Source organism: Pollutibacter soli (assembly GCA_029269725.1).
Taxonomy (GTDB): domain Bacteria; phylum Bacteroidota; class Bacteroidia; order Chitinophagales; family Chitinophagaceae; genus Pollutibacter; species Pollutibacter soli.
Genome location: JARJHS010000004.1, coordinates 24,864 through 39,782, shown reverse-complemented (window position 1 = coordinate 39,782; position 14,919 = coordinate 24,864). Strand labels below are relative to the sequence as shown.

Sequence of the window (14,919 nt, the reverse complement as noted above, 5' to 3'; positions counted from 1 at the left end):
AGTTAATAGCGTTAATTAATTCTTGCCGAGTTTTTTCATCGTATCTTCTTTCCGCATCCTGATTTTATCAGTGACGAGAATTCCTACTTTTTTACCGGCTTCCATTCCTGCATCCAGATCAAATCTGTAATGAATTCCACCATAAAGGCGCGACATTCCTGCTTCAGCAGCAGCAGATCTAAATGAAACAATTTCCCTGGAAGGAATTCCGAATTCAAGCAAAGAGGTATCCGTAAACGTTAGTTTGTCACCAAAAAACTCAGTCATTACTTCTGCAGCAGCTGCAGATATCGTACTATGCCCACTGGTATAGGTCGGAAATGGTGGTGTTTGAATGTATGGCCGCCAATCTGCATCGACATTTGTATTAATTGCTGTTTCCGGGCGAATGTAATTGCTTCTGTACTTTTCGTCCCAGCAACTGATAAAGCCGTCAAATAATGCAATGGCGGTTTTTGCATAGGCAGCAACGGTGGTATTAAAATCAGCACCTGCCTTTCCGCAGGCAATTCCTGTTATGTTCATCCAATGCCCGGCTGGTGAAAATCTCTTTGTTGCAAACATCACATGACCGGCAACATTCATTTTAAAAGGATTATCATCCCAGAAATCTGCAATATGCTTCTGCTCGTCAGTCAATGAATCTCCTGTATTTTTTACTTCCATCATCGCTCTGAAAAACACACTGTTTTTGTCTTTTATTTCAAAAACAGGCGGCCTTTGAGGTTTGAACTGACTTGCTGAATCCATCACCATTGCACGGATCTCCATCCAGTGCGGTTCCATACCAGATGCATACATCGGGGGTGTTGGAACCCAGCGACCAGGAGAATCGAGTACAGTATACCGTGAGGCTCCCCGAGTCTGGCTATAGTGATCACCTTTGCTCCAATCGAGAATTGTTCTTGCGATTGTGTCAGAGAAAGTTTTGGTACCAGCGATTAATGCCTCAGGCATACCAGCACTGTCTGCCTGGTGCAGAAGCTCATCGTAATAATCCATCATACTGCCTTCAGGAAAAGTCACAGCATTGCCAACTTTTACAAACGCCAGCATGGCTGCCAATGGAAAGTCGACATTGCTTTTGTCGACGTTTGGCATATCCGGCAGGTGTTTTATCTGGCCGGCCAATGATGTATAACTACTATCCCCGGCTGCGACACATTCGAAAGCCGCAATGGAAGCGTAGACATAGTTCCTCGAAGCGATCATCGGCGGAAAATTGTTTTCCAATACGATATCATTCAACCTTTTTACCGTTGTATTAAACAAATGAGGTTGATGGGTAAACGATTTGTAGTCATGCTGCTGGTTCTTGCATGAGACCAGGCAGCTGATGATGGCAATACCTGCCAGCAGTCTGCTCATAATTTCAATTCAGTAAATAAAAAAATGGAATAAAATACAGGAAGATCAGGCTACAGCGTCCGGAGGTTGAACACTGCCTTCGATAAAACCTGAGCAAAGCTGCCCGGGATTGGTCTGTGATGCATAAGAGATTTTATTCTTAACTGTAAGCGAGGTAAATTGATTCTCAATTGAATCAAAATCGGATACAGAGAATTTAATGCTTTTAGCTGGAACTGATGGAATCGACTTGCCATCAGAAGCCCTGTTCATTTCATTGACTAAGGAGAAAAATGTTTCGCGAGCTGTGCTGATATTTGATTTGTCGTTGTTCGGCAGACATAACAAAATCAAAGTATCGTTCTGCATTTTGCGCTTCACATAATTATAATGCATTCCATCAACCTCAATCTCCCCAACGAATTGTTCAAAACCTGCAGAATTTGCCTGGTACGGAATGTTTACCGGGAGTTTTATTTCGATCAGTTCATGGTCACTGTAGTCACTTTTCTCCAGGCGACTGGCCATCTTCAATTCCGATTCTTTTTCCAATTGGTTAAAAACCAAATGGTAACCACCCAGATAAAACAGGTGCATCAGAATAAATATTATGGCAAATCCTCTTTTCAATTGCTAATCAGGAAGCGTTAAAGATATTCTAAAATTTGGATTTTTCGTTGAACAAAATCCCGATCGTATATTCAGACAAACGCAGATGGCAATCTGCTGCTGGTTCGGCTTAAAATAAAGCAGCGTATCGGGTTACTGATTCATTTACACCAAAGCAATCATACTGATTTCCACTCTAACATTCTTTGGAAGTCCTTTCACCGCAACAGTTTCACGTGCAGGAAAATTGGCAGTGAAATATCCTGAATAAACTGTGTTCACAGTTCCGAAATCATTCATATCAGAGAGAAATATTGTTGTTTTCACCACATGAGCGAAGGAAAGATTTGCCTTTTCCAGGATTGCCTTCAGATTTTTCATCACCTGTTCTGCTTCGCCGGCAACATCAGCAGCTTCTACATTCCCGGAGGCCGGATTAATAGCCACCTGGCCAGATATGAACAGAAATCCACCTGCCTGAACAGCCTGGCTATAGGGTCCGATAGGCGCTGGAGCATCGCTCGTATTTACTATTGAGATTGACATTTTTCTGAATTTCAGGGGTCTAAAATAGCGTCGTTTTTTGGAATCATCCAACCTAATTTTGCCACATGGCAGATCAGAAAATCATATTATATGCGGATGATCAACGCAAGGAAGATTTTTTAAGCAGAATACTGCCGGAAAGGTTCCAGGTGCTTGCTGAGAATTCCTTAAAATCATTAAATACAGATTGTACAGCATATTTTTTTCTGATGGACATTACTCCTGATTTTTTTTCTGCTATTAAATTAAACACCGACACGCCTGTTTTTATTGATGCAATCAATTTTACGCTCGGCGACTTTCCGAAGGCAAATCCCATCGCAATCCTTAATGGATGGCCCGGGTTTTTAAAAAACGATTTGCTGGAGATTAGCTATTCGGACGTGGATCAACCTCAAATAGAAAACTTTCTTAATAAGGTTAGATGGAAGTTTACAAGGATAGCTGATCAGGCAGGGCTCGCTGTTCCACGGGTAGTTTCAATGATGATAAATGAAGCTTGTTTTGCGGTTGCTGAAAATGTGAGTACGCCGGAGGAAATAGACGTATCAATGAAAATCGGCACCAACTATCCATATGGTCCCTTTGAATGGAGCAGGATTATCGGACCAAACAGAATCATTTCTCTCCTGCAGGTGTTGCAAAAAGAAAATCCCCGATACCAGCCGGCATTTGGAATAGATAAAATCCTACAGGAGGCTTAATGAATACCATTCTTCACATCAACACGGCTTTAGAAACTGCTTATGTAGCTGTTTCAGACAATGATCAGGTATTGGACGAGATCATTAATCCGGATCAAAAAACTCATGCTGCATTTTTGCACCCGGCGATAAAGGAAGTTCTTGGCAGAACGGGAATACCAATAGCTCAATTAAAGGCGGTATCGGTAATCATCGGTCCCGGTTCGTATACCGGATTGAGGGTTGGGCTTGCAGCAGCCAAAGGAATCTGTTTTGCCATGAATATCCCGCTACTTACGGTGAATAGTTTGGAATGGATGGCCTATTCGCAAAGAGGTAACGATTTCGATTTTTTATGCCCGATGATTGATGCTCGCCGAAATGAGGTTTTTACCGCCGTTTTTAACAAGAATTGGGTAGAATTGAGGCCTCCACACGCGTTGATTCTTGAAAACGGACAATTTGATAAAGAGCTTGAAACCGGAAAAACGTTGTTTTTTGGAAACGGAGCAGAAAAAGCAAAGAGTTTTTTCTGTCATAGAAATAGTCGGTTTCTTGTAAGCAATTCTGCGACAAGCAATGATCAGTACCATATCAGTATGACAAGGTATTTGGCAGGCAATTTCGCAGAGCTGGCATATTCAGAGCCACTTTACACAAAGGAGTTTTATACCAGTGCGGGCAAAAAGCCGCATAACTGATTAGGACTTTTCTATATCCAATAAAACTATTATGTGTTTGTATTGTAAATGGGTATAATAAATTTGCGTTTTATAAAAAATGCATGTTTAATTTATTTACTTTTAATAAAGCTTAACGTTAAACGCATGAATAGTAGCAATCCTAATCTGTTTTACGCAGATCCAACGCCCACATCCACCCATATGGGAAATCCTGTAAGAATCGATTACCTGAATGTCAAGAAAGCGTCTCTGGTATTACGTGCCCTGAATCACAAACTCCGTCAGCAAATGATTCGTTTGCTGGATGAAAACAAGAAAATGACTGTTACTGACCTGTATGTTCAGCTTCGCCTGGAGCAATCAGTAGCCTCTCAGCATCTTGCCATTTTAAGGAGAGTCGGAATTGTGAAGACCACCAGGGATGGAAAATTCATTTACTACTTTGTGAACTATGACCGTCTCGATCAGATTAACAAAATCGTAGATGATCTCCTGAAGTAAACGGAATTAAGTCCTATATGACCATGAAGTCCTGCTCGGCAGGACTTCTTTTTTTGAGCTAAATTTGCAGTTATGTTTATTCAGCAATTATATACCACCTGTCTCAGTGAAGCAGCCTATTATATTGAAAGTGAAGGAGAAGCAGCATTAATCGACCCACTTCGTGATACCGAAAGCTATCTCGAACTCGCTGCGGCAAGAAATGCGGAGATCAAATTCATTTTCGAAACTCATTTTCATGCGGATTTTGTGAGTGGACATCTTGATCTTCATGAAAAGACCGGTGCGCCAATTGTTTACGGGCCAGAAACGAGGACATCTTTCCCTGTGAGAATTGCAAAAGACGGCGAGATTTTTAAGATTGGGAAAATATCGCTTGAAGTTTTGCATACGCCCGGGCATACCGTGGAATCTTCCTGTTATCTTCTTCGCGACGAAAATGGTAAACCTCAGGCTGTGTTTACTGGTGATACTTTGTTTGTGGGTGATGTAGGCCGTCCGGATCTGAGCAGCGGAGAGAAAACAAGTGAGGAACTGGCTGTCATGCTGTATCATTCACTTGAGAACAAAATCAAAAATTTACCAGATGATGTAATCGTGTATCCGGCACACGGCGCTGGAAGTTCCTGTGGTAAAAATATCGGATCCGAAAAAGCGACTACTATAGGAGTTGAGAAGCAATCAAACTATGCTTTACTGGCTACCGATGAAGCGTCATTCGTAAAAGCTGTAACGGAAGGATTGCAGGCTCCGCCTGATTATTTCTTTATCAATGCAAGAATCAATAAAGAAGGGTACGACTCCCTCGAAAAAATTCTACATAAAAGTCTTGTTGCTATCAGTGCCGGGGAATTGAAAAAGAGGATAGAGCTTGACGAGACAACAGTCATTCTGGATACCCGGAATCAACAGGAATTCAGTGATGGTTTTGTTCCAGGGTCAATCTTTATCGGACTAAATGGCCGTTTCGCTGAGTGGGCCGGTAGCATTCTTCCCTTTGACCAGGAAATTATCCTTGTCACTGATCCTGGTAAAGAAAAGGAAACGATCGTGCGTCTGGCAAGAGTAGGGTTTGATCGCGTGGCTGGCTACCTTGATGGTGGCTATGAAGCGTGGAAAAAGGCGGGGTTTGATAGCGATCTGCTGATCAATGTAGAGGCAGACGAACTCGCAATGGATCTTCCATTTGATGATCATCTCGTTTTAGTTGATGTGAGGAAAGAAGCAGAATTTGATGATGGCCATGTGAAAGATGCGCTTAATATGCCGCTGGATACTTTAAAAGATCCGGGTACGATCGCCGAATTGAATGAAACTGATAATCTGTATTTGTACTGCGGAAGTGGATTCCGTAGTGTAGTAGCAGCATCCTTATTAAAACGGCAGGGATATCATAGTCTCAGAAATGTTCTGGGTGGATGGAACGCTATCCGGGAGGAAAAAGCGATTCCTCAGGCAAAAGAATCGCAAGCATTGAATTAGTTGAAATTTGAAGTTGGATCCCGGACTCAGCTGCAAGAAATTCTGCATCCACAACGCTCAGGGAATTAGCCATTGACGGGAAGGTCTAATCTTCTTCCAGGAGTTCAAGCGCATTGTTTGTATATGCAGCTTTATACTGATGTTTCCATCGGCGGTGACTCCAGAGATAATTATCAGGAGCGCGCCTTATCGCTTCTTCACAGAATCGTACATATCGCCAGGTGATTTCACCTTTGGGATAACCATCCGCATTTTCTGTCAACACCTCGTAGGAAGCAGAATATACTCCTCGCTTTATCCTGATCATCTCAGCAAACACTACGGCAGTTTTATTAAATAGAGCACTTTTTTCTGGCCCGGTTACAAAAGGTGTCGGCTTTCCAAAAAAATTGAGCCAGTACGCATGCTTTGCGGAACCGGGGCTTTGATCTGCAACAAGAGCAAGCACATAGCCTTCGTTTTGATATTTTTGAAAATCCCTTCTGAAATGATGTGCACTGATCAGTTTAGTTCCAAATCTTGTCCGCAGTTTGATAAAAAGCCTTTCGACCACTTTATTTACTATCGGCATATACACGACAAGAAAATCTCTTCTTAAACGTGGGGCTGCAGCAAGATTCAATACCTCCCAGTTGAACTGATGCAGTGTGTGTAATTGAATTTTTGAAACATGGCCGGCGAGTTCGTTCAGGATGTTTAGATTTCCCTGGAACATTTTTTCAAGGCGCCTCTCGCTTGCGCTCAAAAAAATTATCGTTTCCATAAACGACTCCACCAGGTTCCTGTAAAATTTACGGGCAATTGCTTTTTTTTCGGAAAGGGATTTTTCAGGAAAAGCAATAGCGAGATTTTCCATCACAACTTCTTTCCTGTAGGTAAAAACATGATAGAGAAGAAATGCTACAAAATCACCTATGCCATAAAGAATAAAATTGGGCAACAATGAAAAAATGAAAAGCAGGCCGTATACCAGGTAATACATCATCTCAAAATTTGTATCCCGTCATCATAACACAATATTCTGTACCAGCTCCAATTTATAAGGATAATCCGTATTAAAATGCAGCCCGCGACTTTCCTTCCTGAACTGGGCGCCTTTAACCACCAGGTAGGAAACGGTAATCATATTCCGCAGCTGACAGAGTTGCGGTGAAACTTCTGTTTCCTGGTACAACTGTTCTGTCTCTTCATGAAGAAGATCGAGCCTTCTGCTGGCACGTTCCAGACGCGTATTGGTTCTCACTATACCCACGTAGTCGGTCATTAATAATTGAAGTTCTTTCAGACTTTGTGTGATAAGGATCATTTCCCTCGGTGCCGTCGTGCCTTCTGCATTCCAGTCGGGAATTCGATCATTTACTTTTAAATCTGCAGCATGTTCAACCACATCAAGGTAACAGCGATGCGCAAACACCATCGCTTCAAGCAACGAATTACTCGCCAGGCGATTTGCACCATGCAGACCTGTTGACGAACATTCTCCTGCAGCATAAAGATTTCTTATGGTAGTGCGACCCATTTCATCGGTCTTTATTCCACCACAACTATAATGGGCTGCCGGTGCAACCGGTATCATTTGCTTCATCACATCAATTCCAATCGATTTGCATTTTTCATAAATGTTGGGGAAATGATGAATGAATTTTTCTTTATCCATATGTGTACAGTCAAGCCACACATGCTCTGTACCATTAATTTTCATTTCACTGTCTATCGCCCTTGCAACAATATCGCGTGGAGCAAGATCCTTTCGCTCATCATATTTATCCATAAAGGCTTCTCCTTTATTATTACGAAGAATACCGCCGTCACCACGCACCGCCTCAGTTATCAGGAACGAATACCCTTTGACGTTAGGCTCGTACAATGCTGTCGGATGGAACTGAATAAACTCCATATTCTCGATACGTCCTTTTGCGCGGTATACCATAGCAACTCCATCGCCGGTCGCAATTATTGGGTTAGTAGTGGTACGGTATATCTGGCCGTTACCACCTGTCGCCAGCAAAGTTTTAGCAGCTATAATCTTTTCCATCTGCATAGTATGCAGGTTTAATGCATATACACCGTAACATTCTACATCGGGAGTGGACTTCATAACCAGGTAGCCAAGGTGGTGTTGTGTAATCAAATCCACAACGAACCAATGACTAAGCACTTCGATATTCGGTTTTTTCCTGACAGCTTCCACCAGCGCGCGTTCCATTTCTTTGCCTGTCACATCTTTATAATGTAATATCCTGAATTCACTATGTCCCCCTTCTTTGCCGAGCGCGTATTCACCATCAGGATCTTTATCAAAGCGAGCGCCCCACTCGATAATTTCACGTACACGTTCAGGTCCCTCCTTAACAACAATCTCAACAATTTTCGGATTGCAAAGACCGTCGCCCGCGATAAGTGTATCTTCAATATGTTTATCAAAGTGGTCCACTTCATCATCCCAGACGGCTGCTATACCGCCTTGCGCGTATTTGGTATTTGTTTCGTCAGCAGTAGTTTTTGTAAGCACCGTAATTTTTTTATCGGGGAAGTCCTGCGCAACTTTTAACGCGAAGGTGAGGCCGGCTATTCCGGAGCCGATAACGAGGAAGTCTGTAGTCATAAAATGAAATAGAGTGCAAGATAGGAAGGAAATGGCGGATGAGCCAGTGTCCTCATCCGGACTATCCATTTAGGCCCCGCAGGAGAAAAAAACAGATGGTTTATGAGGTTTACAACATTTTTAATCCCGGCGAACAGGCGAGATTTATCGCAAATAACAGGAGTATGTTTCGTGGGTTATCAATTAATCAATTCAACAAGAAATTTGCAACAGATGAGGATTGCAGAAAATATTTATTTCAAATCAAATGGGGTATCGGATATCAATGCAGGAAGTGTAATCATACACGGTATTATAAAGGAGAGACTGTTTTTCATTTGCGATGCAGATTATGCGACTACGATGAATCTGTAACAGCGGGCACACTTTTTCACAAGATAAAATTTCCATTGGTGAAAGCCTTTGGAATTGCCTTTACTGTCTGTGTCAGGAAAAAAGGTATGTCGACTCTTGAACTGGGTAAAAAATTTGGGATCCGGCAAACGACTGCCTGGTTGTTTAAAAGAAAATTACAGGAAGCTATGAAAGATCCGAAGTCACACGCCTATCTACCCAATGAATTTGAAGTTCATGATGTCATTATTTCAGGAACAAAAAAGGATGGCGCTTCGAAGGAATACACTTCTTTTCAGAATGTGAAGATTGTATTCTACTCTGATAATGACAGGCGAATTTTGGGAAACGCAACAGTTATAAATAATTCCGATAAATCTACATCGGACTTAAATTCACTCGCATGCTTGCATAATATCAGGAAAAGAAAATTGAAAAATCATGATACTCTAATCGATAATTTATCGCAGCGGCAAAAGAAATCGGGAAAATATTATCGTGTAAAAAATTTCGGAGATATTATAATTATGAATTTGCACAATTGGTTGAATGGCATTCATCATCATTGTTCGGAGCGATTCCTGATGGGATATTTAAATGAATTTTTCTTTCGGTTTAATCATCGCGAGCGATTAAGCCAGGTTATGCACATTATCCTCGAGCGGATTATGTTTGAGCAGCCTTATTTTCACAAGCCTTCGCGGCCTAAATGGTTAATCCCTTCCCGGAGCAAAGCTATCCACCCATGAATAAAACCTCCACCCCCCTCCCTTCATTCTCTCCCTTACATCCTCCACCAACTTCCCATACGACAAATCCCTCATCCTCCTCTTCTGTATTAACTGCCATGCCCTCGATGCGTACAGCTCTGCTTTCTTCTGATGATCCACCGGCTTTTCCAATATCACTTCAATCTCTTTGACCAATTCGGCTATCCCTTCCTGTTGCGATGCTATCGTTTTCACCACCGCCACCCTCTCTTCTTTCCGGCTAAACACCGGCGCACTCATCTCCATCAGGTTTTTCATTAACAGATCAGCCCCGGGCCGATCACTCTTATTTATTACAAATATATCCGCAATCTCCATCAGCCCCGCTTTCATGGTCTGAATCTCATCACCACCCTCCGGCACCAGCACCACTACCGTTACATCTGCCAGTTTTGCAATATCGACCTCGCTCTGACCAACACCCACCGTTTCTATTATAACCAGGTCAAAGGGACACGCATTCAGTAATAATAATATCTCCAGTACGGCCGCATTCAATCCCCCCAGTGAACCACGTGTTGCCAGGGACCTGATATAAACATTTTCGTTATCGAACCAATTACTCATCCTGATCCTGTCACCAAGCAAAGCCCCCTGATGAAAAGCCGATGAAGGATCTACACAGATCACTGCAACTTTTTTCTTTTTGTCAACCCATTGTTTAATCATCCCATCCACTAAAGTGCTCTTCCCTGCACCTGGTGGACCAGTAACACCAATAACATGTTGCTCTTTTAATTCAGGTAAAGCATGTAAAAGTTCTTCATAACCCTCGGATTCATTTTCAATCAAACTGATGCACCTGGCAATACTTTTTCGATCACCGGTAATCGCCTTTTCAAGCAACAATTCATGCATTGGCGATCAATTTAAACTTCATGCAAGTAAAATCTATTTCAATGTGTAAGTCTGACTTCAGCTTTCTGAGCACCACTGTTTTTTTTCTGTATCTGGAGTAATTTAGCATACTTTAAAAAAGTAAGATTGGCAGTTTGCCTGGCAATCACGTATCCGTTAAAGCCGTCCTTGAATCCACCGTTGATAATATAACTCTTCATAAATGCCACAGCAGGATTAATGATTAAATTCATCAGGCTTGCTCTTCGCCCTTTTTCAAACATTGATTTGGCCGAGATGCTGCTGAACTTATTCAGCTGACTCACATAATCATCCATTGTGTTAAAAGTGTAATGTAAAATATCACCCTTGAGGTGCTGCACTTTTTTACCTTTTAACGGAATAAGTTTGTCGTGTGGATTAGTACCTCCCCAGCTTGCACAACCTTTTCTTATCAACCTGAGTTTTGTATCCGGATACCAGGTACCATGTACAATCCACTGATCAATAAACCAGTTTCTGCGGTTCATTTCATAAGCGTCCGCTGAAAAGCCGGCTTGTTTTTCTTGCCTGATGGAATCTTCAAGTTCCGGGCTCAACACTTCATCTCCATCCAGCGATAAGATATACTCGCCATCTGCCGCTGATAAAGCAATGTTTTTCTGTTCGATATACCCCTGGAACGGTTGATTAATTACGCGGGCACCATATTTTAATGCAATAGGAATTGTTTGATCACTTGAACCTGAATCGACCAAAACAATCTCATCCGCGATGTTTTGCACACTGGCTAAACATCGCGCTATATTTTTTTCTTCATTCAGGGTGATCAACACTACCGACAGCCTTTGCATAGATCGCGCTTGACGATTCCGAAGATAGGAAAACTATGATTTTTGAGCTGACGAATCAGCAGACAACGATTTCGCAAAAAATAGCTAACATTACAATAATGACCAATTTCATTCCCATCTTTCCATTGGCAATTGTGGTGTATCCTGGAGAAGATCTCAACCTGCACATTTTTGAACCAAGATATAAACAGCTGATTGCTGAATGCAACGCAGCAAAAAAACCATTTGGAATTCCAACCGTTATCAACAACAAAATTTCGGAATTGGGAACACTTGTTGAACTCAGCGAGATTGTAAAGACATATGATAATGGTGAATTGGATATCCGTACACGTGGCATTCATGTATTCAGAATTCTTGAAACGATTCCGGAGATACCCGATAAACTATATAGTGGCGCAATTGTCAACTATCCTGATAACGATACACGTGGCAACCGCGACCTGATGCGAAAAGTGGTCGATGCCGTACGCGAACTACATAAAATGCTGAATGTTTCCAAATCGTTTTCTAAAAGTGATGATGAATTAGGAGCCTACGACATTGCTCATCATGCTGGTCTGTCCATTGATGAAGAATATGAATTGCTTGGCCTTTTGAAAGAGTTGCACCGGCAGGAATATCTCCGCCGCCATTTGCAAAAAGTTCTTCCGGTAGTTGCTCAAATGGAATCATTGAAAGAAAAAGTAAAACTGAATGGCCATTTCAGGAACCTCAGCAGCTTTGAATTCGATTTCGGTGACGAAAAATAATTTGACTTCTCTCCTGTTTACGGATATTTTGCATCGCAATTTGAAAATCCCGGATTTTGATTAAAACGATTTGTCTCGATTTTGGCAATACCCGTCAGAAATGCGGGGTGTTTGAAGGTGATACATTACAGGAAGTGGTGGTGCTGGAAAACGACCCAATAGAAGCAATCAGGCTTGTCCTTGAAAAATATAAACCTGAAAAATCAATTCTTTCGTCAGTCATCAAACATGAAGATGAGCTGGAATCGATACTGATGTCAACGACACAGTTTCACAAACTTTCCCATCTGACAAAGTTGCCATTTACGGTACCTGTTGGGAAACCCGAGACTGTCGGTGCGGACAGACTTGCGCTTGGCGCAGCAGCTGTTCATTACTATCCTAAGAAAAATAACCTGATCGTCGGACTGGGTACTGCCATCACTTACAATTTCATAAATCAATATGATCAGTTCCTTGGTGGCGGAATTTCACCCGGCACTGAAATGCGTTTCCGGTCATTGCATGAATACACGGCCTTATTACCATTGGTTAAAAAAGACTGGAACTTTCCACTCGTCGGATATGATACCCGCACAAACATATTGAGCGGCGTGATTCTTGGAATGGCTAAGGAAATAGACGGAATGATAGATAGTTACAAGGAGAGATATGGGAACTTTAACGTGGTGTTAACCGGGGGTGATGGAGCCTTTTTTGCCCGTCACCTTAAAAATAAGATATTTGCAGACCCTGATTTTTTATTTAAAGGCCTGTATGCGATCAGTGAGACGAATAACCACTTGTAGTACAATACTTTCTGCTTTAGTTTTTTCAATTATATTGACTAAAAATGTACAGGCACAGGAGAATTCTCCCTATTCCCGGTACGGTTTGGGTGACGTATTGCCATCCTACAACATCGTTGCGCGGGGCATGGGAGGCTTAGCGAGTCCTTATCGCGATCTTCAGTCGGTAAACTTTATAAATCCGGCATCGTACGCTTCTTTAAAGGTAGTGACACTGGATATCGGTCTTGATTATACTTCACGTACACTTCGTACATCTGAGCCACCACAAAAATTTAAATCTCAATACCTTATTCCTTCCTATGTTCAAATCGGTGTGCCACTGACTAAAAAAGGACATTGGGGAATGAATATCGGTCTTCGTCCAATGTCCAGGATCAACTATAATCTGGGCACACGGACCCGCTTGCAGGGGATCGATAGCGTGTTTTATAATTATGTGGGAAACGGTGGTTCTTACCAGGCTTACCTGGGTACAGGTTTTGGATGGAAAAACTTCACTGTTGGGCTTAACGCCGGTTACCTGTTCGGAAATAAAGAGTACACCACGAGAGTTCAGTTTATAAATGATACAATTCCCTATAAAAAAACAAACTCTTCTGACACCACCAGGTTCGGAGGATTATTTGCAACTGCGGGTCTTCAATGGACAATCCCGGTGGGTAAAAGTATGTTCGTTCGCCTGGGCCTCAACGGCAGTCTTCAACATAAGCTGAATGCGACAAGAGATATTACCAGGCAGACGTATGAAAACGGAGTGAACGGACCGGTGGTCATTGATAGTATTTACCGCGCGAGTGATGTAAAGGGGGAAATAATATACCCGGCGTCATATGGCGGAGGTATCATCCTCGAAAAAGAAGACAACTGGCAGATTGGTGTTGAATACAATACCATGAAATGGTCTGACTATCGTTACTATGGACAGGAAGATAAATTGAAAAATTCCTGGACACTCCGCATTGGTGCTCAGCTCACTCCCGACCTTCTTAGCAAAAGTTACTGGTCCAGAGTGGCCTATCGCGTCGGATTTTCTTACGGACCAAGTTATGTGGATGTCGGAACGCAATTCGATCAGTACATGTTTTCATTTGGTGCCGGATTTCCCCTCAAAAGAAACTACTACAATAATCAGTATACCACGATCCAAACCGCTTTTGAATACGGTGTACGTGGAAATAAGGACCAGCCGCTACGCGAAAACCTCATGCGTATTACCATTGGATTTAACCTGAGTGATATCTGGTTTAATAAACGTAAATATGATTAATGACCTCCAGGTCCTCCACATATAAGTTTATCAGGACTTTACTATCATTATTCCTCTTACTCACCTTTTTCGGTTCATGTGTGAACGACAAAACAGAAGTTGATAAAATTCTGAGCAAAAAAACAGGCGTTGACGAAGCAAAAAATATTGAAAGCTATTTAAGCCAGGGCGGAAAAATGAAGGGGAAACTTACTGCCCCGTTGATGTACCGTTACCAGGATACATTACCAAGAGTCGAACTTCCAAATACATTACATGTCGATTTCTTTGACGATTCATTGGCTATCGAAAGCCAGCTTGATGCTCACTTCGCTCGCTATTTTGAAACGCAGAATAAGGTATTTTTAAAAGATAGTGTAACTGTATTTAACACAAAAGGTGATACACTCCATTGCCAGGAATTGTGGTGGGACCAGGGCGGTCAGAAATTTTACACTGATAAACCAGTACGTATTCACCGGCCGGATATGATCCTCATCGGAGTAGGTTTGAGTGCACCCCAGGATTTCAAAACTTTTGAAATGTATAAGATCACCAACAGCATCATAAGGATGTCTTCTCAGGATTTTCCCGGGTGAGAACAGAAACAGAAAACAGAAAACTGGAAATACTGCCTGCAACAGTTCTGACAACTCACAACAAAAAGAGAAAACGGAATACAGGAAGAACTGTAACATAACCTGATACTTCCCACCAACCACTAAATCTCCTCCATCCGATCTCCTGCCTCCCGTCTTTAAGAGAAACTGAAAACTGAAACAGTGAGGAGTCCAGATGCCTGATGTTTAACAGACGCACCGCAACAGTTCTGACAACTCACAACCGACAACTCACCATGCACAACTTTCTAAAAACTTTT

General features: G+C 42.1%; 16 protein-coding genes. 9 read left to right on the top strand and 7 right to left on the bottom strand.

The annotated features are described in order from the left end of the window. Window positions 1-15: 15 nt before the first annotated feature. The 3 genes from P2W82_RS11185 to P2W82_RS11175 all read right to left on the bottom strand — a co-directional run bounded on the left by P2W82_RS11185 (window position 16) and on the right by P2W82_RS11175 (window position 2,502). The gene (locus tag P2W82_RS11185; RefSeq protein WP_336515969.1) at window positions 16-1,368 is read right to left on the bottom strand and encodes a vanadium-dependent haloperoxidase; all 1,353 of its coding nucleotides are present in this window, start codon (window positions 1,366-1,368) and stop codon (window positions 16-18) included. Between the two features lie 45 nt (window positions 1,369-1,413). Next, the gene (locus P2W82_RS11180) at window positions 1,414-1,944 is read right to left on the bottom strand and encodes a hypothetical protein (protein WP_336515968.1); all 531 of its coding nucleotides are present in this window, start codon (window positions 1,942-1,944) and stop codon (window positions 1,414-1,416) included. 177 nt (window positions 1,945-2,121) lie between these two features. After that, complete coding sequence (locus P2W82_RS11175; protein WP_336515967.1) at window positions 2,122-2,502, bottom strand: RidA family protein; 381 nt, start codon at window positions 2,500-2,502, stop codon at window positions 2,122-2,124. Between the two features lie 65 nt (window positions 2,503-2,567). On the opposite strand from P2W82_RS11175, the gene P2W82_RS11170 reads away from it, so the two are divergent. The 4 genes from P2W82_RS11170 to P2W82_RS11155 all read left to right on the top strand — a co-directional run bounded on the left by P2W82_RS11170 (window position 2,568) and on the right by P2W82_RS11155 (window position 5,851). After that, the gene (locus tag P2W82_RS11170; RefSeq protein WP_336515966.1) at window positions 2,568-3,206 is read left to right on the top strand and encodes a 3-hydroxyacyl-CoA dehydrogenase family protein; all 639 of its coding nucleotides are present in this window, start codon (window positions 2,568-2,570) and stop codon (window positions 3,204-3,206) included. Beyond that, window positions 3,206-3,886, top strand: coding sequence for a tRNA (adenosine(37)-N6)-threonylcarbamoyltransferase complex dimerization subunit type 1 TsaB (gene tsaB, locus P2W82_RS11165; protein WP_336515965.1), 681 nt, complete (start codon window positions 3,206-3,208; stop codon window positions 3,884-3,886). Before P2W82_RS11170 ends, tsaB begins: the two co-directional genes overlap by 1 nt. Before the next feature lie 126 nt (window positions 3,887-4,012). Further along, the gene (locus P2W82_RS11160) at window positions 4,013-4,369 is read left to right on the top strand and encodes an ArsR/SmtB family transcription factor (RefSeq protein ID WP_336515964.1); all 357 of its coding nucleotides are present in this window, start codon (window positions 4,013-4,015) and stop codon (window positions 4,367-4,369) included. 72 nt (window positions 4,370-4,441) lie between these two features. Continuing rightward, on the top strand, window positions 4,442-5,851 hold the full coding sequence (locus P2W82_RS11155; protein WP_336515963.1) for an MBL fold metallo-hydrolase: 1,410 nt from the start codon (window positions 4,442-4,444) through the stop codon (window positions 5,849-5,851). An 85-nt stretch (window positions 5,852-5,936) separates the two neighbouring features. Here P2W82_RS11155 and P2W82_RS11150 read toward each other — a convergent pair whose 3' ends face one another. Next, a complete protein-coding gene (locus P2W82_RS11150) occupies window positions 5,937-6,836 on the bottom strand; it encodes a lysophospholipid acyltransferase family protein (protein ID WP_336515962.1) in 900 nt (299 codons plus the stop codon). A 21-nt stretch (window positions 6,837-6,857) separates the two neighbouring features. Further along, window positions 6,858-8,456 (bottom strand): L-aspartate oxidase, encoded by a 1,599-nt coding sequence (nadB, locus tag P2W82_RS11145; protein WP_336515961.1) that lies wholly within the window; start codon window positions 8,454-8,456, stop codon window positions 6,858-6,860. A 95-nt stretch (window positions 8,457-8,551) separates the two neighbouring features. On the opposite strand from nadB, the gene P2W82_RS11140 reads away from it, so the two are divergent. Further along, window positions 8,552-9,538, top strand: a complete 987-nt coding sequence (locus P2W82_RS11140) for an IS1595 family transposase (protein ID WP_336515960.1) — start codon at window positions 8,552-8,554, stop codon at window positions 9,536-9,538. On the opposite strand, the gene meaB is transcribed toward P2W82_RS11140, so the two are convergent. Together meaB and P2W82_RS11130 are read right to left on the bottom strand one after the other, a co-directional pair. Beyond that, window positions 9,503-10,417 carry a methylmalonyl Co-A mutase-associated GTPase MeaB gene (meaB, locus tag P2W82_RS11135; protein WP_336515959.1) on the bottom strand — a complete coding sequence of 305 codons (915 nt, stop codon included), beginning with the start codon at window positions 10,415-10,417 and terminating at the stop codon, window positions 9,503-9,505. The genes P2W82_RS11140 and meaB overlap by 36 nt on opposite strands. A 38-nt stretch (window positions 10,418-10,455) precedes the next feature. Next, window positions 10,456-11,250, bottom strand: a complete 795-nt coding sequence (locus tag P2W82_RS11130; RefSeq protein WP_336515958.1) for a glycosyltransferase family 2 protein — start codon at window positions 11,248-11,250, stop codon at window positions 10,456-10,458. Between the two features lie 35 nt (window positions 11,251-11,285). Between P2W82_RS11130 and P2W82_RS11125 the strand changes: the two genes are divergently transcribed. The 4 genes from P2W82_RS11125 to lptC are packed head-to-tail and all read left to right on the top strand — an operon-like array spanning window position 11,286 to window position 14,638. Beyond that, complete coding sequence (locus P2W82_RS11125) at window positions 11,286-12,002, top strand: LON peptidase substrate-binding domain-containing protein (RefSeq protein WP_336515957.1); 717 nt, start codon at window positions 11,286-11,288, stop codon at window positions 12,000-12,002. Window positions 12,003-12,058: 56 nt separating this feature from the next. Continuing rightward, complete coding sequence (locus P2W82_RS11120; RefSeq protein ID WP_336515956.1) at window positions 12,059-12,790, top strand: type III pantothenate kinase; 732 nt, start codon at window positions 12,059-12,061, stop codon at window positions 12,788-12,790. Between the two features lie 34 nt (window positions 12,791-12,824). Beyond that, on the top strand, window positions 12,825-14,060 hold the full coding sequence (locus P2W82_RS11115; RefSeq protein WP_336515955.1) for a BamG family beta-barrel-assembly machinery protein: 1,236 nt from the start codon (window positions 12,825-12,827) through the stop codon (window positions 14,058-14,060). Then, entirely contained in the window at window positions 14,060-14,638 is a 579-nt protein-coding gene (lptC, locus tag P2W82_RS11110) for an LPS export ABC transporter periplasmic protein LptC (RefSeq protein ID WP_336515954.1), read from the top strand. Before P2W82_RS11115 ends, lptC begins: the two co-directional genes overlap by 1 nt. Window positions 14,639-14,919: the final 281 nt, after the last annotated feature.

What these genes read in the sequence shown, in the direction of transcription:
- P2W82_RS11185 (WP_336515969.1), bottom strand. Translation starts at nt 1,368, where the DNA reads ATGAGCAGACTGCTGGCAGGTATTGCCATCATCAGCTGCCTGGTCTCA.
- P2W82_RS11155 (WP_336515963.1), top strand. Translation starts at nt 4,442, where the DNA reads ATGTTTATTCAGCAATTATATACCACCTGTCTCAGTGAAGCAGCCTAT.
- P2W82_RS11180 (WP_336515968.1), bottom strand. Translation starts at nt 1,944, where the DNA reads ATGCACCTGTTTTATCTGGGTGGTTACCATTTGGTTTTTAACCAATTG.
- P2W82_RS11170 (WP_336515966.1), top strand. Translation starts at nt 2,568, where the DNA reads ATGGCAGATCAGAAAATCATATTATATGCGGATGATCAACGCAAGGAA.
- P2W82_RS11160 (WP_336515964.1), top strand. Translation starts at nt 4,013, where the DNA reads ATGAATAGTAGCAATCCTAATCTGTTTTACGCAGATCCAACGCCCACA.
- lptC (WP_336515954.1), top strand. Translation starts at nt 14,060, where the DNA reads ATGACCTCCAGGTCCTCCACATATAAGTTTATCAGGACTTTACTATCA.
- P2W82_RS11125 (WP_336515957.1), top strand. Translation starts at nt 11,286, where the DNA reads ATGATTTTTGAGCTGACGAATCAGCAGACAACGATTTCGCAAAAAATA.
- meaB (WP_336515959.1), bottom strand. Translation starts at nt 10,417, where the DNA reads ATGCATGAATTGTTGCTTGAAAAGGCGATTACCGGTGATCGAAAAAGT.
- P2W82_RS11130 (WP_336515958.1), bottom strand. Translation starts at nt 11,250, where the DNA reads ATGCAAAGGCTGTCGGTAGTGTTGATCACCCTGAATGAAGAAAAAAAT.
- nadB (WP_336515961.1), bottom strand. Translation starts at nt 8,456, where the DNA reads ATGACTACAGACTTCCTCGTTATCGGCTCCGGAATAGCCGGCCTCACC.
- P2W82_RS11140 (WP_336515960.1), top strand. Translation starts at nt 8,552, where the DNA reads ATGGTTTATGAGGTTTACAACATTTTTAATCCCGGCGAACAGGCGAGA.
- P2W82_RS11150 (WP_336515962.1), bottom strand. Translation starts at nt 6,836, where the DNA reads ATGATGTATTACCTGGTATACGGCCTGCTTTTCATTTTTTCATTGTTG.
- P2W82_RS11175 (WP_336515967.1), bottom strand. Translation starts at nt 2,502, where the DNA reads ATGTCAATCTCAATAGTAAATACGAGCGATGCTCCAGCGCCTATCGGA.
- tsaB (WP_336515965.1), top strand. Translation starts at nt 3,206, where the DNA reads ATGAATACCATTCTTCACATCAACACGGCTTTAGAAACTGCTTATGTA.